Annotated in this window: 17 protein-coding genes; 6 read left to right on the top strand and 11 right to left on the bottom strand. The window is 73.4% G+C overall.

Annotated features, from left to right (window positions below; all coding sequences use genetic code 11):
• Nucleotides 1-78: 78 nt before the first annotated feature.
• Genes AHOG_RS12820 through AHOG_RS12790 form a run of 7 tightly spaced genes read right to left on the bottom strand, consistent with a single transcriptional unit; the run spans nucleotide 79 to nucleotide 8,203 of the window.
• Nucleotides 79-1,695, bottom strand: coding sequence for a long-chain-fatty-acid--CoA ligase (locus AHOG_RS12820; protein WP_093941563.1), 1,617 nt, complete (start codon nucleotides 1,693-1,695; stop codon nucleotides 79-81).
• A gap of 36 nt (nucleotides 1,696-1,731) precedes the next feature.
• Nucleotides 1,732-2,901 carry an acyl-CoA dehydrogenase family protein gene (locus AHOG_RS12815; protein ID WP_093941562.1) on the bottom strand — a complete coding sequence of 390 codons (1,170 nt, stop codon included), beginning with the start codon at nucleotides 2,899-2,901 and terminating at the stop codon, nucleotides 1,732-1,734.
• Between the two features lie 60 nt (nucleotides 2,902-2,961).
• Entirely contained in the window at nucleotides 2,962-4,221 is a 1,260-nt protein-coding gene (locus AHOG_RS12810; RefSeq protein ID WP_093941561.1) for an ABC transporter substrate-binding protein, read from the bottom strand.
• Nucleotides 4,218-5,468 (bottom strand): branched-chain amino acid ABC transporter permease, encoded by a 1,251-nt coding sequence (locus tag AHOG_RS12805; protein ID WP_245856718.1) that lies wholly within the window; start codon nucleotides 5,466-5,468, stop codon nucleotides 4,218-4,220. The genes AHOG_RS12810 and AHOG_RS12805 overlap by 4 nt, the downstream gene beginning before the upstream one ends.
• Nucleotides 5,461-6,348, bottom strand: coding sequence for a branched-chain amino acid ABC transporter permease (locus AHOG_RS12800; RefSeq protein WP_093941560.1), 888 nt, complete (start codon nucleotides 6,346-6,348; stop codon nucleotides 5,461-5,463). The genes AHOG_RS12805 and AHOG_RS12800 overlap by 8 nt, the downstream gene beginning before the upstream one ends.
• Nucleotides 6,345-7,307, bottom strand: a complete 963-nt coding sequence (locus AHOG_RS12795) for an ABC transporter ATP-binding protein (RefSeq protein WP_093944409.1) — start codon at nucleotides 7,305-7,307, stop codon at nucleotides 6,345-6,347. The genes AHOG_RS12800 and AHOG_RS12795 overlap by 4 nt, the downstream gene beginning before the upstream one ends.
• Nucleotides 7,304-8,203 (bottom strand): ABC transporter ATP-binding protein, encoded by a 900-nt coding sequence (locus tag AHOG_RS12790; protein WP_211290638.1) that lies wholly within the window; start codon nucleotides 8,201-8,203, stop codon nucleotides 7,304-7,306. The genes AHOG_RS12795 and AHOG_RS12790 overlap by 4 nt, the downstream gene beginning before the upstream one ends.
• An 869-nt stretch (nucleotides 8,204-9,072) precedes the next feature.
• Between AHOG_RS12790 and AHOG_RS12785 the strand changes: the two genes are divergently transcribed.
• The 5 genes from AHOG_RS12785 (at nucleotide 9,073) to AHOG_RS12760 (ending at nucleotide 15,381) form a co-directional block, all read left to right on the top strand.
• Nucleotides 9,073-10,107, top strand: a complete 1,035-nt coding sequence (locus AHOG_RS12785) for a phosphotransferase family protein (protein ID WP_093944408.1) — start codon at nucleotides 9,073-9,075, stop codon at nucleotides 10,105-10,107.
• A 935-nt stretch (nucleotides 10,108-11,042) separates the two neighbouring features.
• The gene (locus AHOG_RS12775) at nucleotides 11,043-11,885 is read left to right on the top strand and encodes an SDR family NAD(P)-dependent oxidoreductase (protein WP_093941557.1); all 843 of its coding nucleotides are present in this window, start codon (nucleotides 11,043-11,045) and stop codon (nucleotides 11,883-11,885) included.
• Nucleotides 11,886-12,167: 282 nt separating this feature from the next.
• The gene (locus AHOG_RS12770; RefSeq protein WP_093941556.1) at nucleotides 12,168-12,947 is read left to right on the top strand and encodes an SDR family oxidoreductase; all 780 of its coding nucleotides are present in this window, start codon (nucleotides 12,168-12,170) and stop codon (nucleotides 12,945-12,947) included.
• A gap of 133 nt (nucleotides 12,948-13,080) precedes the next feature.
• Nucleotides 13,081-14,289: an acyl-CoA dehydrogenase family protein gene (locus tag AHOG_RS12765; RefSeq protein ID WP_093941555.1), complete on the top strand. Its 1,209-nt coding sequence runs from the start codon at nucleotides 13,081-13,083 to the stop codon at nucleotides 14,287-14,289.
• A 246-nt stretch (nucleotides 14,290-14,535) separates the two neighbouring features.
• Nucleotides 14,536-15,381: a metallophosphoesterase family protein gene (locus AHOG_RS12760; RefSeq protein ID WP_093941554.1), complete on the top strand. Its 846-nt coding sequence runs from the start codon at nucleotides 14,536-14,538 to the stop codon at nucleotides 15,379-15,381.
• Nucleotides 15,382-16,056: 675 nt separating this feature from the next.
• Here AHOG_RS12760 and AHOG_RS12755 read toward each other — a convergent pair.
• The 3 genes from AHOG_RS12755 to AHOG_RS12745 form a co-directional block, all read right to left on the bottom strand.
• Nucleotides 16,057-16,773: a sulfite exporter TauE/SafE family protein gene (locus AHOG_RS12755; protein ID WP_093941553.1), complete on the bottom strand. Its 717-nt coding sequence runs from the start codon at nucleotides 16,771-16,773 to the stop codon at nucleotides 16,057-16,059.
• Nucleotides 16,770-18,119: an MFS transporter gene (locus AHOG_RS12750; RefSeq protein WP_093941552.1), complete on the bottom strand. Its 1,350-nt coding sequence runs from the start codon at nucleotides 18,117-18,119 to the stop codon at nucleotides 16,770-16,772. The genes AHOG_RS12755 and AHOG_RS12750 overlap by 4 nt, the downstream gene beginning before the upstream one ends.
• A gap of 471 nt (nucleotides 18,120-18,590) precedes the next feature.
• On the bottom strand, nucleotides 18,591-19,016 hold the full coding sequence (locus AHOG_RS12745; protein WP_093941551.1) for a nitroreductase family deazaflavin-dependent oxidoreductase: 426 nt from the start codon (nucleotides 19,014-19,016) through the stop codon (nucleotides 18,591-18,593).
• Between the two features lie 88 nt (nucleotides 19,017-19,104).
• Here AHOG_RS12745 and AHOG_RS12740 point away from each other — a divergent pair, with 88 nt between their 5' ends.
• Nucleotides 19,105-19,611 (top strand): MarR family winged helix-turn-helix transcriptional regulator, encoded by a 507-nt coding sequence (locus AHOG_RS12740; protein WP_211290587.1) that lies wholly within the window; start codon nucleotides 19,105-19,107, stop codon nucleotides 19,609-19,611.
• A gap of 8 nt (nucleotides 19,612-19,619) precedes the next feature.
• Here the strand turns inward: AHOG_RS12740 and AHOG_RS12735 are convergent, their stop codons facing one another.
• Nucleotides 19,620-21,056 (bottom strand): aldehyde dehydrogenase (NADP(+)), encoded by a 1,437-nt coding sequence (locus AHOG_RS12735; protein ID WP_093941550.1) that lies wholly within the window; start codon nucleotides 21,054-21,056, stop codon nucleotides 19,620-19,622.
• Nucleotides 21,057-22,031 lie beyond the last annotated feature (975 nt).

Below are 22,031 nucleotides of genomic sequence, written 5' to 3'. Positions count from 1 at the left end.
CCACGGCTCTGCAACGCTGTCCGGGCGGGCACGCCCGCCCGGTCGGTGCCGACGACGCCGCGCCGCACCGGCATCCGGTCACGCGCCCTCGGGCGCGGTCGCCTCGCGCACGGCGACGACGTCCTCCCCCACCGCCTGTTCCGAGCGCTCCCCCCGGCTTCGATACCGACGCCGCAGCTCCCGTTTGAGGACCTTGCCGCTCGGGCCGAGCGGCAGCTCGGTGACCAGCTCCACCAGCCGGGGATACTTGTGTCGGCCGATGCGGTCGGTCGCCCACTCCACGAGCCGCGCGGCGGTAGGCGGATCGGCGGGATCGGCGGCGACCACGACCGCGCACACCTCCTCGCCGTGCCGGGGGTGCGGCACGCCGATCACCGCGACCTGTCGAATGCCCGGATGCCGCATCAGCACGTCCTCCACCTCGCTGGGGTAGACGTTGAAGCCGCCTCGGATGATGACGTCCTTCGTCCGATCGACCACCGTGATGAAGCCGTCGGCGTCCTTGACGCCCAGGTCACCGCTGCGGAACCAGCCGTCGACGATCGCCTCCGCCGTCGCCTCGGGCCGATTGTGATAGCCCAGGAACACGTTGTGCCCCCGGATCACGATCTCCCCCAGCTCGCCGGTCGGCAGCAGCTCGATGCTCTCGAGCACGTCGTGCCGCGCGATCTCCACCTCCACACCCCAGATCGGATGTCCGACGGTGCCCGGCCGAGTGCCCATCCTCGGCTGGTTGGCGGTGGCGGTCGGCGAGGTCTCGGACAGCCCGTAGCCCTCGTAGATCGTGGTCTCGAACCGCTGCTCGAACCGCTCCAGCACCGCCGACGGCAGCGAGGCGCCGCCGGACACGCACAGCCGCAGCGACGGCAGGTCGGCTCGCGGCAGCTCGCGAGCCGCCTCCAGCAGCGCGACGTACATCGTCGGGACGCCGTGGAAGATCGTGACGCGGTGCTCGGCCATCGCCGCCAGCGCCGCGGCCGGTTCGAACCGCCGCATCAGCACGAGTGTGGCGCCGACCCGGAAGGCGGTGTTCATCGCCACCGTCTGCCCGAAGGCGTGGAAGAGCGGCAGGCAGCCCATGACGACGTCGACCTGCCGCGTGTCGTTCGCGTCGTAGGCGTTGACCGTGGCGTTCATGAGCAGGTTGAGCTGGCTGAGCACCGCGCCCTTGGGCGTCCCGGTGGTTCCGCTGGTGTAGAGGATCACGGCGGGGTCCTCCGCCGATCTGGTGCGCAGAGTGGCCAGCGGGTCCACTCGTGCCGCGACGTCCGCCAGCCGAGGCGGTCCGTCGCCGTCCCCGTCGCCGGAGCCGAGGACGACCACCGGCAGGTCGAGGGCCTCGCCACCGCGCACGGCCGCCGCGGCGAGGGTCTCGTCGCAGAGCAGCAGCGTCGACCCGCTGTCCCGCAGCACGTGCGCGATCTCCTGCGGGGCGAGCAGCAGGTGGACCGGGACGACGACGGCCCCGGCGGTCAGCACCGCGAAGTAGGCGCGGGGGAAGTCGGCCGAGTTGGCCGCCATCAACGCGACCCGATCCCCGGGCCGGACACCGAGCTCGACCAGCCCGGCGGCCAGCGCGCGGACCTCGGCCCACAACTCGACGTAGGTGAGGCGGACGGCGTCGTCGATCACGGCCACCCGATCGGGGTGGGCGCGGGCGGCCTCGGCCAGGACGCAGGCCAGCGACAGTGACATGGACCCTCCAGAAACTCGTCGTCGACGAAGGTCACCTCAGCCGAGGTGGCCGCCGATCTTGGTGTGCCCGCGCAGCAGATCCCGGGAGATGATCAGGCGCAGCATCTCGTCGGTGCCCTCGAAGATGCGGAAGAGTCGGACCTGCCGGTACCACCGCTCGATGGGCAGCTCGCGGGTGTATCCGATGCCGCCGTGAATCTGCATCACCCTGTCCACGACTCGGTTCACCATGGCCGCCCCGAACAGCTTGGCCTGTGCCGAGGTGTGCCGGGGGTCGCCGCCCTCGTCGACGACCCAGGCGGCGCGCAGCACGAGCGCCCTGGCCGCCTCCAGCTCCACCTCGGAGTCCGCGATCATCCACTGGACGGCCTGGTTGGAGCCGATGGTCCGCCCGAAGGTCTCCCTGGTGTTGGCGTAGTCCACCGCCATCCCCAGCGCCCGCTCGGCGATGCCGATCGCCTGCGACGGGATCGCGTACCGGCCCTTGCCGATCCACTGCATGGCCAGGGTGAAGCCCTGACCGACCTCGCCGAGGACGTTGCGGCCGGGCACCCGGACGTCGTCGAAGACCAGCGCGGCGGGGCCGCCCTCGCCCATCGTGTCGATGTACTCCGATCGCCAGCCCATCGCCCGGTCGACGAGGAAGGCCGTGGACCCGCCCCTGGCGCCCAGTTCGGGGTCGGTGACGGCCACGACGATCGCGAAGTCGGCCTCGTTGCCGCCGGTGATGAAGACCTTCTCGCCACGCAGGATCCAGTCGTCACCGTCCCGGCGGGCGGTCATCCTGATGTTGGCCGCGTCCGAGCCCGCGGCGGGCTCGGTGATCGCGAAGCAGGAGAGCCGCTCGCCCGCGATGGTGGGCAGCAGGAACTCCGCCTGCTGCGACTCGGTGCCGTGGTAGAGGATGTTGTCGGCCTCGCCCCCGAAGCGGAACGGGACGTGGGAGCGGCCGGTCTCGGTCCAGATCAGCGACTGGGTGACGGCGGGCAGGTCCATGCCGCCGAAGTGCTGCGGCGTCGACAGACCCCAGAAGCCGAACTCCTTGGCCTTGAGCTGGAGTGCCCGCAGCTCGTCGCGTTCCAGCGCGGACAGGCCACGCCGTTCGCGGCGCAGCGCCTGCTGCTCCAGCGGCATGACCTCCTTGGTCATGAAGGCGCGGACCGTGTCACGGATCGCCTGCTGTTCGTCGGTGAGCGAGAAGTCCATCGATACTCCGGTTCCTGACGGTGGGTCGACGCGGCGGGCGACACGGCGGGTCGCCGGTGATCAGCCGGACGTCGGGAAGGTGTAGTCCGCGACGGCGGGCGCCCGACTCGCCGTCTCGATCTCGACGAGTCCGCCGTCGGCGCCGACCTGCGGTCGCAGCAGGTAGGAGTCGACGGACGGCGGCAGGTCCGGATCGGAGAAGTCCATGGCCATGCCCAGGTCGCCCTCGACGAGTCCCTGGGTGCGATGGGCCGCGACGATGCCCGCCCGGCTGAGATCGCCCTGGTCGCAGGCGATGCGCAGGGCCTCGGCGAGGAATTCGATGACGCCGTGGCCGGAGAGGACGCCGCCGTCGATGGACTCGTCCGGATACGCGGTCTGATAGGACTCGACCAGGGCACGGACGCCGGGAAGGTCGCTGGAGGCCGCCGGGGCGCCGCTGACCATGACGAACATCTCCTCCAGGGCCGGTGCGGCGGCGGTCTCCAACAGCTGGGAGGCGTAGGCCGGCGTGGAGCCGATCACCGGGACGTCCCAGCCGCCCGCCGAGGCCACCCCCACGAAGGAGGCGGTCTGCGCGGGCCCCGCGCTGAACAGCACGGCGGTGACGTCGGCATCGCGCAACGCCGCGACCTGGGCGCTCATGTCCTGATCGGTGGGCATGATCCGCTGCTCGACGACGCGCAGGCCCGCGCGTTCGGCGGCGAACGTCGAACCGCGCAGGGCGTTCGCCCCGTACTCGTTCTCGAAGACGACGTGGCCGATCACGTCGCCGTCGGCGACCAGCGAGTTCCGCGACAGGTAGTCGACGGCGTTGATCATGTCGACGTCGTAGGTGTTGCCGGGGATCTGGATCTCCGGGCGGCCGAGCAGCGTGGAGTCCCAGCTCTGCGGGAAGGTCAGCATCTCGTCGGCGGCGAGGTCGTCCAGCAGTGCCGCGAGCATGGGCGAGCCGAGGAGCTGGGGCATGGCGGCGACGGACGGGGCGATCTCGGTGTAGGCGCCGAGGGCCTGCTGCACGTCGTAGCCGTGGTCGCGGACGATGATCTCCAGTGTCCTGCCGCAGATTCCGCCGTCGGCGTTGATCTGGTCGACGGCGAGCTGCTGGGCGTTGACGACGCTCGTGCTCAACGCGGCGTAGGGGCCGGTGAGGTCGGTGAGCGCTCCGAGCGAGATGGTGGTCTCGGTGATGCCGGGTCCGCTGGTCAGGCCGGGCTCCGTCCGGTCGGTGCCCTCGCCCGCGGTGCTGCACGCGGCGGTCAGCAGCAGTCCGAGCCCGGCCAGCAGCGCGGTGGTCCTGCGTGGTGCGAGTGGTCTCACGGCGTGGACTCCTTCGAGACGGCGGTGGAGGCGTTCCGATCCGGTGTGCCGGGCGGCGGGCGGTGCTCGGCGACGCGGGCGGCGCCGACCTCGCCGCTGATGGGCGGGCGTCCGCGCGGTCCGCGGAGGAGACCGCTCAGTCCGTCCCTGGCGAAGAGCAGGACGAGGACGATCGCGGCGCCGTAGAGGTAGCGGGACAGCTCGGCGGGCGTCACACCAGGCGCCACGACGCCGGGCGGCACCACCAGCGGCAGCACCTCGGCATACTGCGTGATCAACTGGGGGAGCATCGTGACGAACACCGCGCCCAGCACGGCGCCGCCCACCGAGCCGAGCCCGCCGATGACGATCATCGCGAGGTAGTCCACGGCCAGCGGGAGTCCGAAGTAGTCCGGCACGATCCGCCGGAAGGCCAGCGCGATGAGCACGCCCGCCAGTCCCGCGTACATCGAGGACACCACGAAGGCGGCCGAGCGGTGGGCCGCGACGGGGACGCCCAGCACCGACGCCGCGATCTCGCTGTCCCGTACCGCACCCATGGCCCGTCCCGGCCTGCCACGCTGGAGGTTGCGGGCGACGAGCCAGGCCAGGATCACCAGTGCGAGGCCGAGATACCAGAGCCGTTCCACCGCGCCGAAGGGTCTGCCGAGGACGAGCAGGCCCGTCGGGTCGTCGGCGGTGAAACCGAAGCCCGCGATCTCCATCGGGGGCACCGACCGTCCGTTGTAACCGCCGGTGACCGGGTCCATGCGCAGCAGGACGTGGTGGCCGATGAACACCAGGGCCAGCGTCGCCACGCCGAGGTACATCCCGCGCAGCCTGCCGGAGATCGGGCTGAACATCCCGCCCGCCGCCCCGGCGAGCAGCACGCCGACCAGCATCGCGGCGAGCGGCGGCAGGCCGAGCCCCGCCGCGTCGGGCCCGGGCTCCGCCGCGGCCCAGACGTAGCCGTAGGCGCCCACCGCCAGGAAGAAGGAGTGGCCCAGCGACAGTTGCCCCGCCGTGCCGGACAGCAGGGTCAGGCCGATCGCGCCGATCGCCGCCGCCATCGCGAACAGTCCGGTCTGCAGCCAGGACGAGGGCAGCAGGAACGGCGCCGCCGCCGTGACCAGGATGCCGAGGGCCGCGCCGACCGGCCCGGGCCGTCGGCGCGGGGAACGCCGCGGCGTAGGCCCGGCCGGAATCCCCCGAGCAGGGTTCGAGACGGCCCGGCGGGTGCCCGGCGGCGGATCGCGGCGCTCAGACACGGACGGCCTCCCTCGTGCCGAACAGACCCCGAGGGCGGATCAACAGGACGATGATCATCACCAGGTACGGGGCGACGTCGGAGAGTCCCTCACCGAGCGTCCCGAGGCTGCGCTGATACCCGGCGGCCGCGGCCTGCGTGACGCCGATCAGGACGCTGCCCACCAGGGCTCCGGGGACGGAGTCCATGCCGCCGAGCACGGCGGCCGGGAAGGCCCGCAACGCGATCTCCCCGGTCGCCCGGTCCAGCCCCGGCGTCGGGAAGGCGGCCAGGAACACGGCGGCCACGGCGGCCAGCGCTCCGGCCACGCACCAGGCGATCAGGCGGACGCGGCCCAGGCGCAGTCCCATCAGCGACGCGGCCTCGCGGTCGGCGGCCGCGGCCCGCATCGCCAGCCCCCACCGCGACCAGCGGAAGGCGGCGAACAACAGGGACACCAGCGCGGCGGCGACCACGACGGAGGCCACCCTGGACTGCGCGACGGTGACGCCGCCCGCCGACACCACTCCCGCGCCCCACGGATCGCCGAGGTCGAGCACGTCGGGCCCGATCCGTCGGGCCAGCTCGGTCAACAGCAGGATGTCGACTCCGATGGTGACGATGGCCAGCACGTGGGTCTCGGTCGGTCGCCGTCGCATCAGCAGCAGCTCGATCAGCCCCGCCAGCGCGGCGGCGGCGAGGACCGCCGCGGCCAGCGCGGCGAGGAAGCCGAGCGGCTCGTGCAGCACGGCGGTCAGGTAGCCGCCGAACAGCAGCAGCGAGCCGTGGGCGAAGTTCATCACCCCGCAGGCGCGGAAGATCACCACGAAACCGACCGCGATCAGCGCGTACACCGAGCCGAGGGACAGTCCGGTGAGCAGGACCTCCACCAGGGTGGTCATCGGCGCTCACCACCCTCGACGTCGGGCCGCCGGGCCGGGCGCGGCGGGAACCCGCGGTGCCCTTCGGCGCGGCGGTCGTCCGACGGCACCACCGGCGTCGGCACGTCGGCGACCGAGGGCACGTCGGGAGTGGACCCGAGGTAGGCGCGGATCACCTCGGGATCGCGCTGGACCTGCCGGGGCGGGCCGCAGGCGATCCGCCTGCCGAAGTCGAGCACCGTGACCTCGTCGGCGATCCGCATGATCAGCCCCATGTCGTGCTCCACGACGAGGACGGACAGGCCCAGTGCGGCCCGCACCTCGGCGATGGTCTCGGCCATGCGCCGCCGCTCCACGGTGTTCATCCCCGCCACGGGCTCGTCGAGCAGCAGCAGCCTCGGCTCCATGCACAGCGCCCTGGCCAGCTCGACCCGCTTGCGGTCGCCGTAGGACAGCAGGTCGACCGGCGTGTCGAACAGTCGGCCGATGTCGACGAACTCGGCGATCTCCCTGGCGCGTTCCCGGTGTGTCCGCTGTTCTCGGGCCACGCCGGGCAGTCCGAACGCCGTGGCCGTGAAGCCCGCCCTGGTCAGCAGGTGCCGTCCGAGCATCAGGTTGTCGGCGACCGTGCCTCTGGTGAGCACGATGTTCTGGAACGTGCGAGCCACGCCCGTCGCCGCGATCCGGTGCGGCGGGCGGCCGGTCAGCTCTCGCCCGTCGAAGAGGACGGCCCCCGAGTCGGGCCTGCGCACGCCGGAGAGGACGTTGAAGAACGTCGACTTCCCGGCGCCGTTCGGTCCGATGAGCGCGTGCACGGTGCCGGGGGCCACGGTGAGGTCGACGCGGTCCAGCGCGACCAGGCCCGCGAACCGCACGGTCACGGCGCGGGCGACGAGTCGAGGCGCTTCGGCGTCGGGCTTCGGGACGCAGGCGGACGGGTCCGGTGTGGGCCGGTCGTGGGCGGGCGGATTCTGGTTCATCGCCGCCACCGCCGGAGGGTGCGGGCCTGCCTGCCCACCTCGCTCCCGTGGGCCCGGACCGGCGCCGGTACGTCGAGTCCCCCGGCGGTGTCGGTCTCCCGGTTGGTGCCCGGCTCCACGGGCGAGCGGGGTTCACCGGGTGCGCCGAGGTCCGCCGGTCCCACGGCCTCACCGAGATAGAGCCTGCGGACCTCGTCGGTGGCGGCGAGTCGCTCGGCGGACCCGGCCAGCCGAACCCGGCCGACGTCCAGCACGTAGGCGTGGTCCGCCAGCCGCAGGGCGGTCGCGGCATTCTGTTCGACGAGCAGCACCCCGACGCCCTGGCGGTGGATCTCCGTGATCACCTCGGCGATCAGTGCGACCATCCGAGGCGCCAGGCCCAGCGACGGCTCGTCGAGCAGCAGCAGCCTCGGCTCGGCCATCAGGGCACGGCCGAGGGCGAGCATCTGCTGCTCGCCGCCGGAGAGGAGACCGGCGCGCTGCCCGCGTCGCTCGGCCAGCACCGGGAACAGGGCGAGAACCCGGTCCAGCGACGCCGAGATCCGCGCCGACCGGCCGGGCCCGCGCAGGCCCAGGGTGCCTGCGCGCAGGTTCTCCGCGACGCTGAGTCCGGCGAAGACCCGCCGTCCCTCCGGGACCTGCACGACGCCGGCTCGTACGGCGGCCGCCGGATCGCGGCCGGTCAACGGCGCCCCGTCGACGGTGATGCGACCGCCGTCGACGGTGCCGCCGTGCAGCGGCAGCGTGCCCGAGACGGCGCGCAGCAACGAGGTCTTGCCCGCGCCGTTGGCACCGAGCACGGCCACGATCCCGGCCCGCGCGACCTCGACGCTCACCGAGCGGACCGCCCGCACCGCGCGGCCGTAGGTGACGTCCAGGCCGTCCACCCGCAGCAGCGCCGTGTCGCCGGGCAGGGCCGGGTCTGCCGTCGCGCTCACGTCGTCTCCCCTCCTCGGACGTCCCGCCCCTGGATGTCCCGCCCCCGGAAGACCTGTGCACCGGGGTCCTGTCTCGTCTCGGGCCTGCCGACGGCTACGGGTCACGGCCGGAGCATCGAGCACCGTGGTGTGCACTGCCTCACCCTCCGACGGTCGCCGGTCACGGATGCGGGTCCGCGGATCGCCTGCCTCACGACCGGGGAGATCCGCCGCCCGACCGGCCGACGCGGATCGCATCGGGCCTGGCCCCGCGGACGGGTCGGCCCCGAGGTGATCGGCGCGGTCGGTGTGACCACGACAACACGCGATGCACCGGCGTTCCAGGGCTGCCGGGGAGATCGGGGCAGTCGCCCAGGAAGCCGCCCGCCGCCGTGTGCGCGGGCACAGGATCGCGTCATGGGCCCCGGCGTGCGACGACACTCGACACGCGAGGGTCGCACGCGGCGAGCCTCGGGCACGTCGGAGCCGCGGTGTCCCGGGACGGCGGCGAATCCGGCCTCGACGGTGACCGAGACGGCATCGGCCGCGGCGGCGCGCCTGCGAGCCTCGGCTTGCCGAGCGGGTGGCGATGCCGGGGTGTCGGCCTGCCCGCGTGCTCGGGCGGGCAGACGGCATCCGCCACCGTGGGCTCGCGGTTCCGACGACGCGGGCCGAGCCCGACACGGCGGCCCGTCGCGACACGGGCGAATCGTCGAGAAGACGAACGATCGCACGATGAGATCGCCGAGGCAGGGTGGCCCATCGACCGGGGAGGGAACATCATCGACACGGTGAACGAGAACGAGCGAGACGCCGCGAGACGCCGGGCCGCGTCCTTCGAGGCCCCCGTGCCCGCGGGCACCGCCGATCCGCCCGGACTGAACCTGGCACGGCTGCGCGATCGGCTGGTGGGCGCGGTGCCGGGCGGGGTCACGGGCGCGCTGACGGCGCGGCTGCTGCCTGGCGGACGGTCCAACCTCACCTACGAGGTGTCGGACGAGGCGGCGGGGCGCTGGGCGGTCCGCAGACCGCCGCTCGGTCACGTGCTGCCGACCGCGCACGACATGAGTCGGGAGTTCCGCGTGATCAGCGCGCTGCGACCGACTCCGGTGCCGGTGCCCGAGGCGCTGCTGCTGTGTCAGGACGTCGACGTCGTCGGCGCGCCGTTCTTCGTCATGGAGTTCGTCGACGGGCTGGCGACACTGGACGTGCCGGAGCTGGCCGCCATGGGGCGGGCCGGGGCGGCGCTGGTCGGCCGGGAACTGGTGGACCGGCTCGTGACCCTGCACGCCGTCGATCCGGAGCGCGTGGGCCTCGGTGACTTCGGTCGGCCCGCGGGCTTCCTGGAGCGGCAGCTGCGTCGTTGGCGGACCCAGCTGGAGTCGTCTCGCAGCAGGCCGACGGACACGCTGGACGCGCTGCACGCCGAGCTGGGTCGCGGACTGCCCCGCTCGCAGGCGCCCACCGTCGTGCACGGTGACTATCGGGTGGACAACACGATCTTCGGTGTGGATCGACGGATGCGGGCGATCCTCGACTGGGAGATGGCCACGGTGGGCGATCCGCTCACCGACCTGGGAATGCTCCTGGTCTACGGCAGGCGGGCACCGCTGGACGGCCACGCGCCGGTCAACTCCGCGACCGTCCCCGGCTTCCCCGACGAGGCTGAACTCGTCGAGTCCTACGCCGCCGCGTCGGGCCGCGACGTCGACGGCCTCCCCTGGTATGTGGCGCTCGGCTTCTTCAAACTCGCGGTGATCATGGAGGGAATCCACCTCCGTCATCAGCTCGGTCAGACGGCGGGCAGCGGCTTCGACGGCATCGGCGATCTGGTGGAGCCGCTGGCATCGGCCGGCCGCGCCGCGCTGCACGAGGAGACGTGATCGACACACGGCGGGCGGCGCCCCGCCTGGCGGCGCCGATGTCCGGTGTGGCCTCGCGGAACTGGCGGGGTCGCGGTGCGGTTGCCGGCGGGCACGGACGCCGTCGCGTCGTGGACGGCGGCCGTCGTGGACGGCGGCCGTCGACGTCGGCGAAGCAGGTGGGTGGCAGCGAGTCGAACGAGTGGAGCGAGGCCGGTTGGCGGCGGCCAGGACAGGGGGCGGCAGCGAGACAGGTGGGCGGCAGCGGAGTCGACGTCGACTGATCGCCGGGGAACACGCGTGGCCGCGTCAGGCGGCCGTCCCGGCATCCTGTGGGACCCCGTCCCGGACTCGACCCGGCCACCGAGTCAAGGAAAGCCGCTCGCCACCGGTGACTCGCCCCGCGCCGATCAATCCGACGCCACCGTGTCCGCGTCGACGCCGTCGGCCTGGGTCACGGCTGCTTCGGATCCACGGCGGACGGCGGGGACCGCGCACAGCGGCGAGCGGCCGAAGTTGGGCGGGCGCCCCCTCTCACGCCGTCGGCACCCGGCCGCCACGCGCAGGCCGCCCCGAGCCGTCAGGCCTCCGACCAGCGTCGACGTCGCTCGACAGGCCGGAGTCGCGGGTCCGCCTCCGATCGAGCTCCGCGACGACGGGGGCAGACGCGGCCGTCGAACCGTGTCTACTCTCCGGCACGGGATCACCACAGGACACGGAACGCCGACGGGTGGGCAGGCCCCGCCGGGCGCACCGGACGGACCGGCGGCGGTGTCGGTGCCGCGCCGACGCCGTGCCGAGGGGCCGGTCTCGTCCCCGCCCGGAGCGGCCGCGGACGGAGACGGACGGGCTCGGACGGGCGACGGCCGCCGGACTCGACGGCCGCGGGGCGACGCGCGGCGGCAGGCCGTCCGGTGTCCCGGACGGACGACGGAAGGCGAGGGACGCGCGAGACGATGTCGACTCCGTATTCGATCCAGGACCGCCTCGCGGTCGTGACCGGGGGTGCCTCCGGAATCGGGGCCGCCCTGGCCCGCGCGCTCGCCACCGAGGGCGCGCGCACCGTCGTCGTCGCCGATCTGGCCGGTGCCGCGGCGGCCGAGACGGCCGAGGCGCTGCCCGGCGGCGTCGGGGTCGCGTTGGAGGTGGACGTCACCGACGCCGACGCGGTCGGGGCCGCCGTGGCACGCATCGAGTCCGACCTCGGGCCGATCGACGTGTGGTGCTCCAACGCGGGCGTCGCCCGCGGCCGGGGACTCGGCGACGTCGCCGACTGGGCCGCATCATGGGAGGTGCACGTGCTGGCCCACGTCCACGCCGCCACACACGTGCTGCCCAGGATGGTGGCCAGGGACAGCGGCAGGCTCGTGCTCACGGCCTCGGCCGCCGGGCTGCTGACCAACGTCGACTCCGCCCCGTACAGCGTCACGAAGCACGGGACCGTGGCGCTGGCGGAATGGCTGGCCATCACGTGCCCTGCCGAGGGCGTCGCCGTGTCATGCCTCTGTCCGCAGGGGGTCCGGACCCCGATGCTGGCCGGGGCGGGCCCGGACTCCGCCACCCTGGCCGCCGGCGCGGTCCTCGGATCGGAGCGGGTCGCCGAGGACGTGATCACGGCCCTGCGCAGCGGCACGTTCCTGATCCTGCCGCACCCGAAGGTCGCCGAGTACGAGCGCAGGCGTGCCGCCGACCGGGACCGGTGGCTGGGAGCGATGCGACGGGCCCGGAGTCGGCAGGGGGACCGGGCGGCGGAGGTGACCGGGGACTCCGGTACGCCGAGGCCGGCCGGCCGGTCCTGAGCGTTCGATGTGGATCCCGGGCTCGCGTCCCGACCAAGACGGCCGCGCACACCCTCGCCCAGACAGTCCCGCGCCTGCGGGGCCGTCGTGCCCTGCCGCAGGCGGGACCGGTGGGGTTCGAGCCCCTGGCGGCCGAGTCCGACGCCGGTGGGGCCCCGGAGCAGGACAGGAGACGTCGACCGCCGAAGCCGGCAGGGTCGGCGATGACGGCGAACGGCGTCGTGGCATCCACGGCCCGACGCCAGACCCGGACGGTGAGCATTCGATGGTCGAGGAGCGGCGATGAACTCGAGGACAGTGAACGGCACCCCCGCACAGGCCCGGCGCTTCGCAGGCCAGGTCGCCCTCGTCACCGGCGCGAGCCGGGGCATCGGCCTGGGCATCGCGCGCCGACTCGTCGCGGAGGGCGCGCGGGTGTGTCTCACCGGGCGCGACGCCGCGTCGCTCGACGAGGCGGTGACGGGGCTCGGCGGGCCGACGCACGCCCTCGGGATAGCCGGCCGCAGCGACGACGCGGCGCATCGGGCGGCGGCCGTGGCCGCGACCGTCGAGACCTTCGGCAGGCTCGACGTCCTGGTGAACAACGCCGGCACCAATCCGGTGCACGGGCCGTTGCTGGACGCGGACCCGGCGTCGGTGCGCAAGACTTTCGAGGTCAACGTCTTCGCGGTCCTCGGCTGGGTTCAGGAGGCGCACCGGGCCTGGTTGGGCGAGCACGGCGGCCGGATCGTCTGCGTCTCCTCGGTCTCCGGGCTGGGGCCCGCACCCGCCATCGGCGTGTACGGCGCGTCCAAGGCCGCGTTGATCCGGCTCACCGAACAGCTCGCCGTCGAGCTCGCCCCGAGAATCCGGGTGAACGCGCTCGCCCCGGCCGTGGTCAAGACCCGATTCGCCGCCGCCCTCTACGAGGGTCGCGAGTCGCAGGTGGCCGCCGGTTATCCCCTCGGCAGGCTCGGGGTGCCCGCCGACGTGGCCGACGCCGCCGCGTTCCTCGCGTCGGAGGAGTCGTCGTGGATCACCGGTCAGACCCTCGTGGTCGACGGCGGGGTGACCCTGCACTGACCCTCTTCCCGGGAGAACGCGATCCGGGCGCGGCCGTCCCGGTCCGCGGTCACGGAGTTCGAGACGCCGCCTGCCGGGACCGCCACAGCCCCGTTCCTCCACCGCCGTCGAGACGAGAGGCCAGGAGACCACCGTGGACTTCGCGCACGATCAGCGCACCGAGGAGCTGCGAGCGACGCTGCTCGCGTTCATGGACGAGTTCGTCTACCCGGCCGAGCCGGCGACGGAGCAGACCCCGGCCGAGACGAGATGGGCGAGACCGCCCGTGCTGCGCGAACTCCAGGCCGAGGCGAGACGGCGAGGCCTGTGGAACCTGTTCCTGCCGGGCGAGCACGGCGCGGGCCTGACCAACCTTCAGTACGCGCCGCTCGCCGAGATCACGGGTCGGAGCCCCCGGCTCGCTCCGGAGGCGCTGAACTGCGCCGCGCCGGACACCGGGAACATGGAGATCCTGGCGCTGGCGGGCGACGAGGAGCAGCGGCGACGCTGGCTCGCCCCGCTGCTGTCGGCCGAGATCCGCTCGGCGTTCGCCATGACCGAACCGGACGTCGCCTCCTCGGACGCCACCAACATCGCCACCAGCATCACGCGGCGCGGCGACGAATGGATCGTGACCGGACGCAAGTGGTTCGTCTCCGGCGCGATGGACCCGGAGTGCAGGCTGCTCATCGTGATGGGCCGCACCGCCGAGGACGGCCCTGTGCGGGAGCGGCAGAGCATGATCCTGATTCCCGTCGACACCCCCGGCGTCTCGATCCGCCGAGGCATGAGCCAGTTCGGCTATGCCGACGACGATCACGGCGGACACGCCGAGATCACCTTCACCGACGTGGCGGTGCCCCTCGGCAATCTGCTCGGCGAGCCGGGGTCCGGTTTCGCCATCGCGCAGGCCCGGCTCGGTCCTGGCCGGATTCATCACTGCATGCGGCTGCTCGGCATGGCGGAACGGGCCATGGACCTGGTGCGCGACCGCGCCGCGAGTCGAACCGCGTTCGGCGGGCCGCTGGCCGATCAGGGCGTCGTGCGGGAATGGGCCGCCGAGTCGCGCGTGCGCATCGAGCAGGCCCGGCTGCTGGTGTTGAAGACGGCGTGGCTGATGGACACCGTCGGAAACCGCGCCGCGCACACCGAGATCCAGGCGATCAAGATCGCCGTCCCCCGCGCCGTCGAGTGGATCCTGGACAAGGCGGTGCAGTTGCACGGAGCCGCGGGCGTCAGTCAGGACCTGCCGCTGGCCCGGTTCTGGGCGATCGCCCGGTCGCTGCGACTGGCCGACGGGCCGGACGAGGTCCATCTCCGTTCCCTCGGACGCCGGGAGCTGTCCGACCGGGCCGTACGCTGACCGCCGGACCCTCGGGCTTCGCGAGACGACGACGGCATGCCCGACACCGACGGGGGCGCCGCACCACCGAGCCGGCCAGCCACAGTGGACGGAGGGCGCGCCGGGTGACATGCTCGCCCGGCGACCGTGACGACCCCAGGCCCGCCAGGGAAGGTGAACTGTGATGACCCGAGGAAACCGGCGCGACGGCGCCGAACGTGTGCGATCCCGGCGGGCCGGGTCCACCGCGACCGCTCCCGTCGCCGGATGACCGTCTCCTCGGGCGGCAGCCTGCTGGCCACCAGCGACCTGCATGTGACCCACGCCGAGAACCGCGAGATCGTCGAGGCCGTCCGCCCGAATCACCCGGACGACTGGCTGATCGTCGCCGGGGACGTGGCCGACAGCATCGAGGACGTCGAGTCGACGCTGCGCCTGTTGAAGGACCGGTTCGCCGAGGTGATCTGGACGCCGGGCAACCACGATCTGTGGACGACGCCCGGCGATCCGGTGACCCTGCGTGGCGAGGCCCGCTACCGACTTCTGGTGGAGTCCTGCCGGAAGCTCGACGTGCACACCCCGGAGGACGCCTATCCCGTCTGGTCGGGTTCAGGCGGCCCGGTCACGGTGGCCCCGTTGTTCCTGCTCTACGACTACTCCTTCCGGCCGGCGGGCACGACCACCAAGGAGACCGCGCTGGCTGCGGCCATGGACGCGGGCGTGGTCTGCACCGACGAGTACCTGCTGCATCCCGACCCGTACCCGAGTCTGGACGCCTGGGGCCGGGCGCGCGTCGCCGAGACCGAGCAACGCCTCGCCGCGCTGCCGCCCGGCACGTCGACGGTGCTGATCAACCACTGGCCGATGACACGCCAGCCGACGCGCATCCTGCGGTATCCGGAGTTCGCGCTGTGGTGTGGCACCGAGCTCACCGCGGACTGGCACGTTCGTTTCAACGCGACGGCCGTGGTCTACGGGCACCTGCACATCCCCCGCACCACCTACGAGGACGGCGTCCGATTCGAAGAGGTGTCGCTGGGCTACCCCCGGGAGTGGCGACCCCGTGGCCTGCCCAGGGGGGTGCTCCGCACGATCCTGCCCTCGGGAGACTGAGGGCGGCGTCGCCTGGGCGGCCGGCGCGGTGGACACATCGGGCGGGCACCCGCGGTGATCGCCCGAGGCTCGCCGCCACCGCGCCGTGCGGTGGCCCGCTCTTCGCGCCCGGTCATGAGCCGATCCTCGGTCTCGTTCCGGTGCGCGCCGGAACAAGCGGCGAGGCGGTCGAGCGTGCGGCTCCGGACGCGTCGGCAGGCCGCTCGTCGGACTTCGGTCGGCGTAGCCGCGATCGACCCGGCGGGCCAGGCGCCGACACCCGCGGCGCGGGCTGCTCGGCGCGCTGGCCGATGCGGCTCGATCCCGCGGCGGGACTCGGCGGCCGCAGGGACGGGCGGGCAGCGGCCGGTCTCGCCATTCGCCATGCTGTGGCCGTCGCGGCGGCCCCGCCACGCGGGTGTCGCCCTGCCTCATGCGGCCGCGCCGGCCCGCCGACGCCTCAGCGACGCGCGGCGTCGAAACCGACTTCACCGCCCCTGCCCGTTCCGTCGACCGGGTTGAGGGCCGCGGTCGGTCTTCGTCGCAGATCCCGTCCGTCCGCCTCGACGCCGCTCACGATGCGGCACCGAGCAGCAGGCGGCCGTCGGCACCGCCGGACGTGTCCACGCCGCCGACGGCGTCCGACCGGGACGCCGGGTGGCGAAGGTCCCGTGCGGCGGTCCGCCGTCCCGCTCCTCAGAAGAGGTGGCCGGCGAGCAGGATCAGGGCGCTCGCCGCGCAGACGCTCAGCGCGAGGACACGCAGGCGACCGTGGTCCAGGGCGCGGCCCAGCAGTCGTGATCCCAGGTAGCCGAGGAGCACGAAGGGGATCAGCGGAGCCGCGGCGGCGATCCCGTCCACCGTGAGTTCGCCGACGATCGCCAACGCCGTGAGGGAGAGCAGACAACCGACCAGGAAGAACGCGCTCATCATCGCGCGCAGCCTCGCCCCGGAGAGTCGTTGCCAGACCAGCGCCATCGGCGGCCCGCCGATCGAGGTGGCGGTGCCCATCACCCCGGAGGCCGCCCCCGCGAGCAGCAGCGCGGGCCGAGTGGGGTGCGGCGTCCAGCCGAGGGCGCTGATCACGGTGCCCAGCAGCACCACCGCGGCGAGGACCACGGTGACGGCGTCCGGCGAGAGCACCGCGACGAGCAGCGCACCCGCCGCGGTGCCGGGGACGCGGCCTGCCAGCGCCCAGCCGGTGCCCGCGAGGTCCAGCGCCGCGCGTTCCCGCAGCACGACGACGAGGGTCAGCACGGTGGCCAGCATCAGCAGCGGCCCCGGTACGAGCGTCGGGTCGAGCAGCGCGAGGATCGGCCCGGCCAGCATGCCCAGCCCGAGGCCGATCGTGCCCTGCAACGCGGCGCCGACGAGGACGGCCAGACCCGCGATGACGAACTCGACGCCGCTCACCGACTCCCGCCGTCCGGCTGCTTCGGGCCGCTCACGGCCGACGGGACCGCCTGCCGCGTCCGGCCGGACTCGTCCCGGGACAGCACGATCGCCGGCCCCCCGACGGGTAGATCGGCGCCGGCGACGCGGCCGCGGCCCCCCGCCGCGAGGTCCGCCCGGTCGGGCTCGACGATCCACCGGCCCAGGCCGGCCGCCGCGAGCAGGCCGATCACGCCCATTCCCGCGATCGCGAAGCCCAGCGAGAGGGCGGCGCCCGCGCCGATCAGCAGCGGTCCTGTGCTGCCGCCCGTGTCCACGCACAGCCGCCAGGCGGCCAGGAACGCGGGGCGCCGGTCGGGCGGCGCCAGGTCGGCGCCCAGCGTCATCATGATCCCGCTGCCCATGCCGTTTCCGACGCCCATCAGCGCCGCGACGAGCAGTAGGCTGACCGGACCACCGGCCAGCGGCAGCAGCAGGCAGGACACGCCGAGGACCAGCATGGAGGGCACGGCCACGAACCGGCGACCGTAGAGGTCCATCACCCGACCGGCGGGATAGAACAACAGCATGTCCAGCGCGCCGGAGACGCCGTAGATCAGGCTGGTGACGGCCGGATCGAGGCCGAGATGATCCCCCCACAGCGGGACGACGACCTGGCGCGAGGCTCGGATCGCCCCGACCAGGACCGCCGACGTGCCCAGGGTGGCGAACAGCCTGCGGTGTTCGACGAACATGCGCAGCGGACGGGCCGGGGCGCCCGCCCCCGCGCGAGTGCGGCGCCGTTCGACGTCGGGGAGCACGAGCACGATCGTCCCCGCCGCGAGGATCGCGAGCACCTGAACCCAGTAGCCGCCGCGCGGCCCGAGCAGCAGCAGCGCGCCCGCTCCGATCAGCGGCCCGGCGAACGACCCGATGCGCACCACGCCGCCCAGGGTCGACATGGCCCTGGCCCGCAGGCGCAGCGGGACGACCTCGGTGAGGAAGGTCTGTCTCGCCAGGCCCCAGACCGAGTTCGCCAGCCCGGCCACCAGCACGGAGGCTGCCAACGTCGGCAGATTCGACGCCAGCGCGCAGCCCACCGCCGCGAGCACGGCCAGCACTGAGGCCGCCAGCAGGGCACCGCGCTCGCCGAGCACTCCGACGAGTCGCCCGGCGGGCAGGTTGCCGACGACCTGGCCGACGCTGAGCACGGCGACGATGACGCCGGCCAGGGAGAAGGAGGCGCCCAGCTCCCTGGCCGTGATGGCGATCAGCGGGGCCGCCGCGCCCTGTCCCAGGCCGTACAGGGTGGCGGGCAGGAAGACGGCGGGAATGAGGGAGCGCAGCGTGACCGGCGCCCGTGGACCCGGTGTCGCCTGCGCGCTCATCGTCGAGGTGCCTTCCGCTCGTCGAGCAACATCGGGGCGGGACCTGCGGCCGAGGCCGAGGGGCTCGTCGTCGCTCGCAGCGAGTCTCTGGCGGGTCTCGTCGGGCGTCAACCCGATTCGTCGGGATCGATTCGACCTGCGCTGTGCCGCTGATCACGGCCGGAGGTGCGTTGGGGTCGACCGCCCGCCGGCAGGGTGTCCGGGCAGCCGTCGGGGTGAGGACGTCGAAGTGTCCGCCTGGCTCCGTACGCCTTCACCGACGAGAAGATCGTCGGCCGGATCGTGCGACACCGGGCCGGCGTGTCGACGCCGTGCGGGGCCGTCCCGCTCGACGTCTCGCGTGCCGGCGCGCGGTCGGGAGCCGGGGGCCGTCCGACCCGCGACGTCCGGTTCGGGTGCGCCGCGGGAGAGCGACGGCCCGCGGCCGCGCTCGTGGCGGGATCGGCTGACCATCCCGCGGCTGAGACGGGCTCAGGCGTTCTCGGCGTCCGCCGTCTCCGTCAGCACCACGACCGAGATCAGCCGCGTGGTCTTGGCCTCGTAATCGGCGAAGGGGGGCATCGCCTTCACCAGGGCCGCGTAGAGTCGGTCGCGCTCCGGACCGGATGCCTCGATTCTCGCGCGGACCGACATGGTGCGGGTGCCCACCTCGATGGTCGCGCGCGGGTCCGCCTCGAGATTGGCCAACCACAGCGGGGGCTTGTCCGCGCCCGAGTCGGAGGCGGCGATCACGAACGAGTCACCGTCGGTGATGGTGCCCAGCGGCAGGGTGCGGGGCAGTCCGCTGCGCCGACCGGTGGTGGTCAACAACAGCAGCGGAACGCCGTCGAACGGGCCGCCGACCCGGCCTTCGTTCGCCCGGAACTCGGCGATGACATCCTCATTGAAACTGGACATGCGGTCTCCTCCTCGAGGGCTGCGACGAGAATACATGGTCGACCAACTAATTCCCGCGGTAGAGCGGCGATCCAGTAGGGAAGACGTCATGCACGACGAGACCGACGAGGTCTGTGCCGTCACGGCATCGATGCTCGGCATCGAGCAGGGCCCGGTCAGCTCGGCGATCGTCCGAGTCGCCCGCGCACACAAGCTGCTCGCGGGCTCGCTGTTGACCAGGCTGGGTCTCTACCCCGGCCAGGAGATCGTGCTCATGCTGCTCGCCGAGAGCGGCTCGACCTCGCAACGGGACCTGGTGAACAGGCTCGGCATCCACCCCTCCACCGTCACCAAGACGGTGCAGCGGCTGGAACGCGCGGGCTTCATCTGCCGCACGCGCTCCAGCCGGGACGCCCGCGTGATGCTGGTCGAACTGACCGAGGCGGGCAGCGGGCTCCTCGACCGCCTGCACGGGGTGTGGGCCGAACTCGAAGAGCAGACCGTCGCGGGGCTGTCGGGTGCCGAGCGGGCGGAGCTGCTGTCCCTGCTCGAACGCCTGGAACGCTCGATCAGCACCGCGCCCGCCGCGCGCCCGTCGGTCGCACGCTCAGGCTGAGGCGACGCTCAGGACTGTCTGCCGTCGATCACCTGCCGCACCCCCTCGGGCGCGGTCTCGCCGACGGCGGCGGGCAGCAGCGCGGCGGGCAGGTTCTGATAGGCGACCGGCCGCAGCCACCGGGCCACCGCCGCCGTGCCCACCGAGGTGGTCGTGGGCGCGGTGGTCGCCGGGTAGGGACCGCCGTGGTGCTGGGCGTCGCTCACCGTCACGCCGGTCGGCCACTGGTTCCAGATGACCCGGCCCGCGAAGTCCGACAGCGGCTCGACGAGGGCGGCGGCCACGTCGTCCCCAGCCTCGCTGCCCTGAATGGTGGCGGTCAGCTGGCCGTGGGACGTCCGAGCCACCGCCAGCAGCTCCTCAATGGAGGAGTAGGAGACGAGCAGCGCGGCCGGGCCGAAGCACTCCATGCCCAGCAGCTCGGGATCGGCGAGCACCCGCTCGGCGGTGGTGCGCAGCAGCACCGGGGCCACCGCGCTGTCGGCTCCGGCGACCGTCGGAACGGTCTCGACGCCGTCGCAGTCGGCCAGGCCGCCCGTCGCGGTGAGGAAGCCGGTCTGGATGCGCTCGTTCAGCATCGGCCCGGCGGTCAGCTCGGGCAGGTGTTCGATGAACCCGTCGACGTCGGGCACCAGGACGATGCCCGGCTTGGTGCAGAACTGGCCCGAGCCGAGGGTCATCGACCCGGCGAAGCCCTCGACGATCTCGGCGCCCCGGTCCTGCCAGCCGCGCGGGGTCACGAAGACGGGGTTGGTGCTGCCCAGTTCGCCGTAGAAGGGGATGGGCACCGGCCTGCCGACCGCGACGTCGAACAGCGCCCGGCCGCCGGAGACGGAGCCGGTGAACCCGACCGCGGACACCCGAGGGTCCCGGACCGCCGCGATGCCGTCCTCGAAGCCCTCGATCAGCGAGAACACGCCTGCGGGGGCGCCCGCGGACTCCAACGCGGCGACCACGACGGCCGCGGTCTCCCGGGAGAGTCGCGGATGACCGGGATGGGCCTTGAGCACCACCGGGCAGCCCGCGGCCAGCGCGGACACGGTGTCACCGCCCGCGACGCTGAACGCGAAGGGGAAGTTGCTCGCCGCGAACACGACCACGACGCCCAGCGGACGCAGCGCCCGACGGATGTCCGGCCTCGGACCCATCGGCCAGTCGGGGTCGGCGTGGTCGATCCGCGCCTCCAGCAGGCTGCCGTCCCGGAGCCGCTCGGCGAAGAGCCGGGCCTGGAAGGTGGTGCGCGCCAGCTCCCCGGTGAGCCGCCCCGTGGGCAGGTTCGTCTCCGCCTGGGCGGTCGCGATCAGCTCGGGACCCGCCGCGTCGAGCGCGTCGGCGAGGGCCGACAGCCAGCCCGCCCGCTCGACGGGGCTGGAGAGGGTGAGAGTCCTGGCAGCCCCCTCCGCCGAGGCGAGGACGCCGTCCAGGGTGGGTGCGGGAGTCGTCACAGTGCTGCTCCGATCAGCGTCGGCCGGATCGCGGTCCGCCGCGTTCGGCGGGTCTCGACCTCGGCACGGTCATTGCCCCAGACGCCCGTCACCGGACGTCGACGGGACGGCCTCGGAATCGGGCGGCCTCGGCGGCCGTCCACTCCACGGTCACGTCCCGACCCGGCGGCCGCGGCCGTCCCCGTCGCGTCGTGGCGCGTGGGCCGGCCGGCGACCACCTGGGTCGCGCGACGGACGAGCTGCCCCGATGGCGAGCCCGCACGCGCCGTCCGCCCGATCCGGCCGCGGCGATTCGGGCCGCCGAGTGCGGGTGCGCGTCGTCGGGTGCTCCCCCGTCGCCGCCCGATCGTGCCATGGATCGGCAGTTCGTCGGCATGGTCGGCGCGTGATCACCGGCACTGCCGTCGCCGCCACGGCCGATTCGCCCTCGGCTGATCTCGCGAGACCGGGACGGTGGCCGGTGGAGTCGACCGTCCTCGGATGCTCGCAGCCGGCGCTCGGCGGCCGCACCCCGCCAGGCGCCGGACCTCGCGGCTGGCCGGAACACCGTGTCGACCTGCCAGCGTGTCGGCAAAGAGCCTGCGTTGCGATCCTCACCGGCCCCGGAGAACCGGTGCCACCGGATCCCGAGGTAGTCGGCCGCCCGATCGGCCTGGTTGCGATCCTCACCGGCCCCGGAGAACCGGTGCCACCCTGTTCTCCCAGGGGCATGGCGTTGTCGATCGCACCCAAGTTACCGGTTCGTCACCGACACGCCCGCGAGGCACTTCGGAAGGACTCGGCGTGTCTCATGACGCTCCGGTTTCCCACGCCGCGACCGCCCTCGCCGCGCCGTGCTCGCGGGTGTGCTCGCAACGGACGCGGAAGAGCCGCGCCTACCGAAGGCGGCTGTCGATTCGACTCGCACGCGGTCTGCCCTTGGTGGCGCGCCCCGGGTGACATCGGCCCTCTGGGGCTGAAGGGGGCTGTGATCAT

The organism is Actinoalloteichus hoggarensis (assembly GCF_002234535.1).
In the GTDB taxonomy this organism is placed as follows: Bacteria; Actinomycetota; Actinomycetes; order Mycobacteriales; family Pseudonocardiaceae; genus Actinoalloteichus_A; species Actinoalloteichus_A hoggarensis.
Note: the sequence above shows the minus strand (reverse complement) of the source record. Positions and strands in the feature narration are given on the sequence as shown.

Coding starts and splice junctions, on each gene's coding strand:
- AHOG_RS12760 (WP_093941554.1), top strand. CDS start 14,536: ATGACCGTCTCCTCGGGCGGCAGCCTGCTGGCCACCAGCGACCTGCAT.
- AHOG_RS12745 (WP_093941551.1), bottom strand. CDS start 19,016: ATGTCCAGTTTCAATGAGGATGTCATCGCCGAGTTCCGGGCGAACGAA.
- AHOG_RS12815 (WP_093941562.1), bottom strand. CDS start 2,901: ATGGACTTCTCGCTCACCGACGAACAGCAGGCGATCCGTGACACGGTC.
- AHOG_RS12820 (WP_093941563.1), bottom strand. CDS start 1,695: ATGTCACTGTCGCTGGCCTGCGTCCTGGCCGAGGCCGCCCGCGCCCAC.
- AHOG_RS12770 (WP_093941556.1), top strand. CDS start 12,168: ATGAACTCGAGGACAGTGAACGGCACCCCCGCACAGGCCCGGCGCTTC.
- AHOG_RS12800 (WP_093941560.1), bottom strand. CDS start 6,348: ATGACCACCCTGGTGGAGGTCCTGCTCACCGGACTGTCCCTCGGCTCG.
- AHOG_RS12750 (WP_093941552.1), bottom strand. CDS start 18,119: ATGAGCGCGCAGGCGACACCGGGTCCACGGGCGCCGGTCACGCTGCGC.
- AHOG_RS12795 (WP_093944409.1), bottom strand. CDS start 7,307: ATGAACCAGAATCCGCCCGCCCACGACCGGCCCACACCGGACCCGTCC.
- AHOG_RS12775 (WP_093941557.1), top strand. CDS start 11,043: ATGTCGACTCCGTATTCGATCCAGGACCGCCTCGCGGTCGTGACCGGG.
- AHOG_RS12740 (WP_211290587.1), top strand. CDS start 19,105: ATGCACGACGAGACCGACGAGGTCTGTGCCGTCACGGCATCGATGCTC.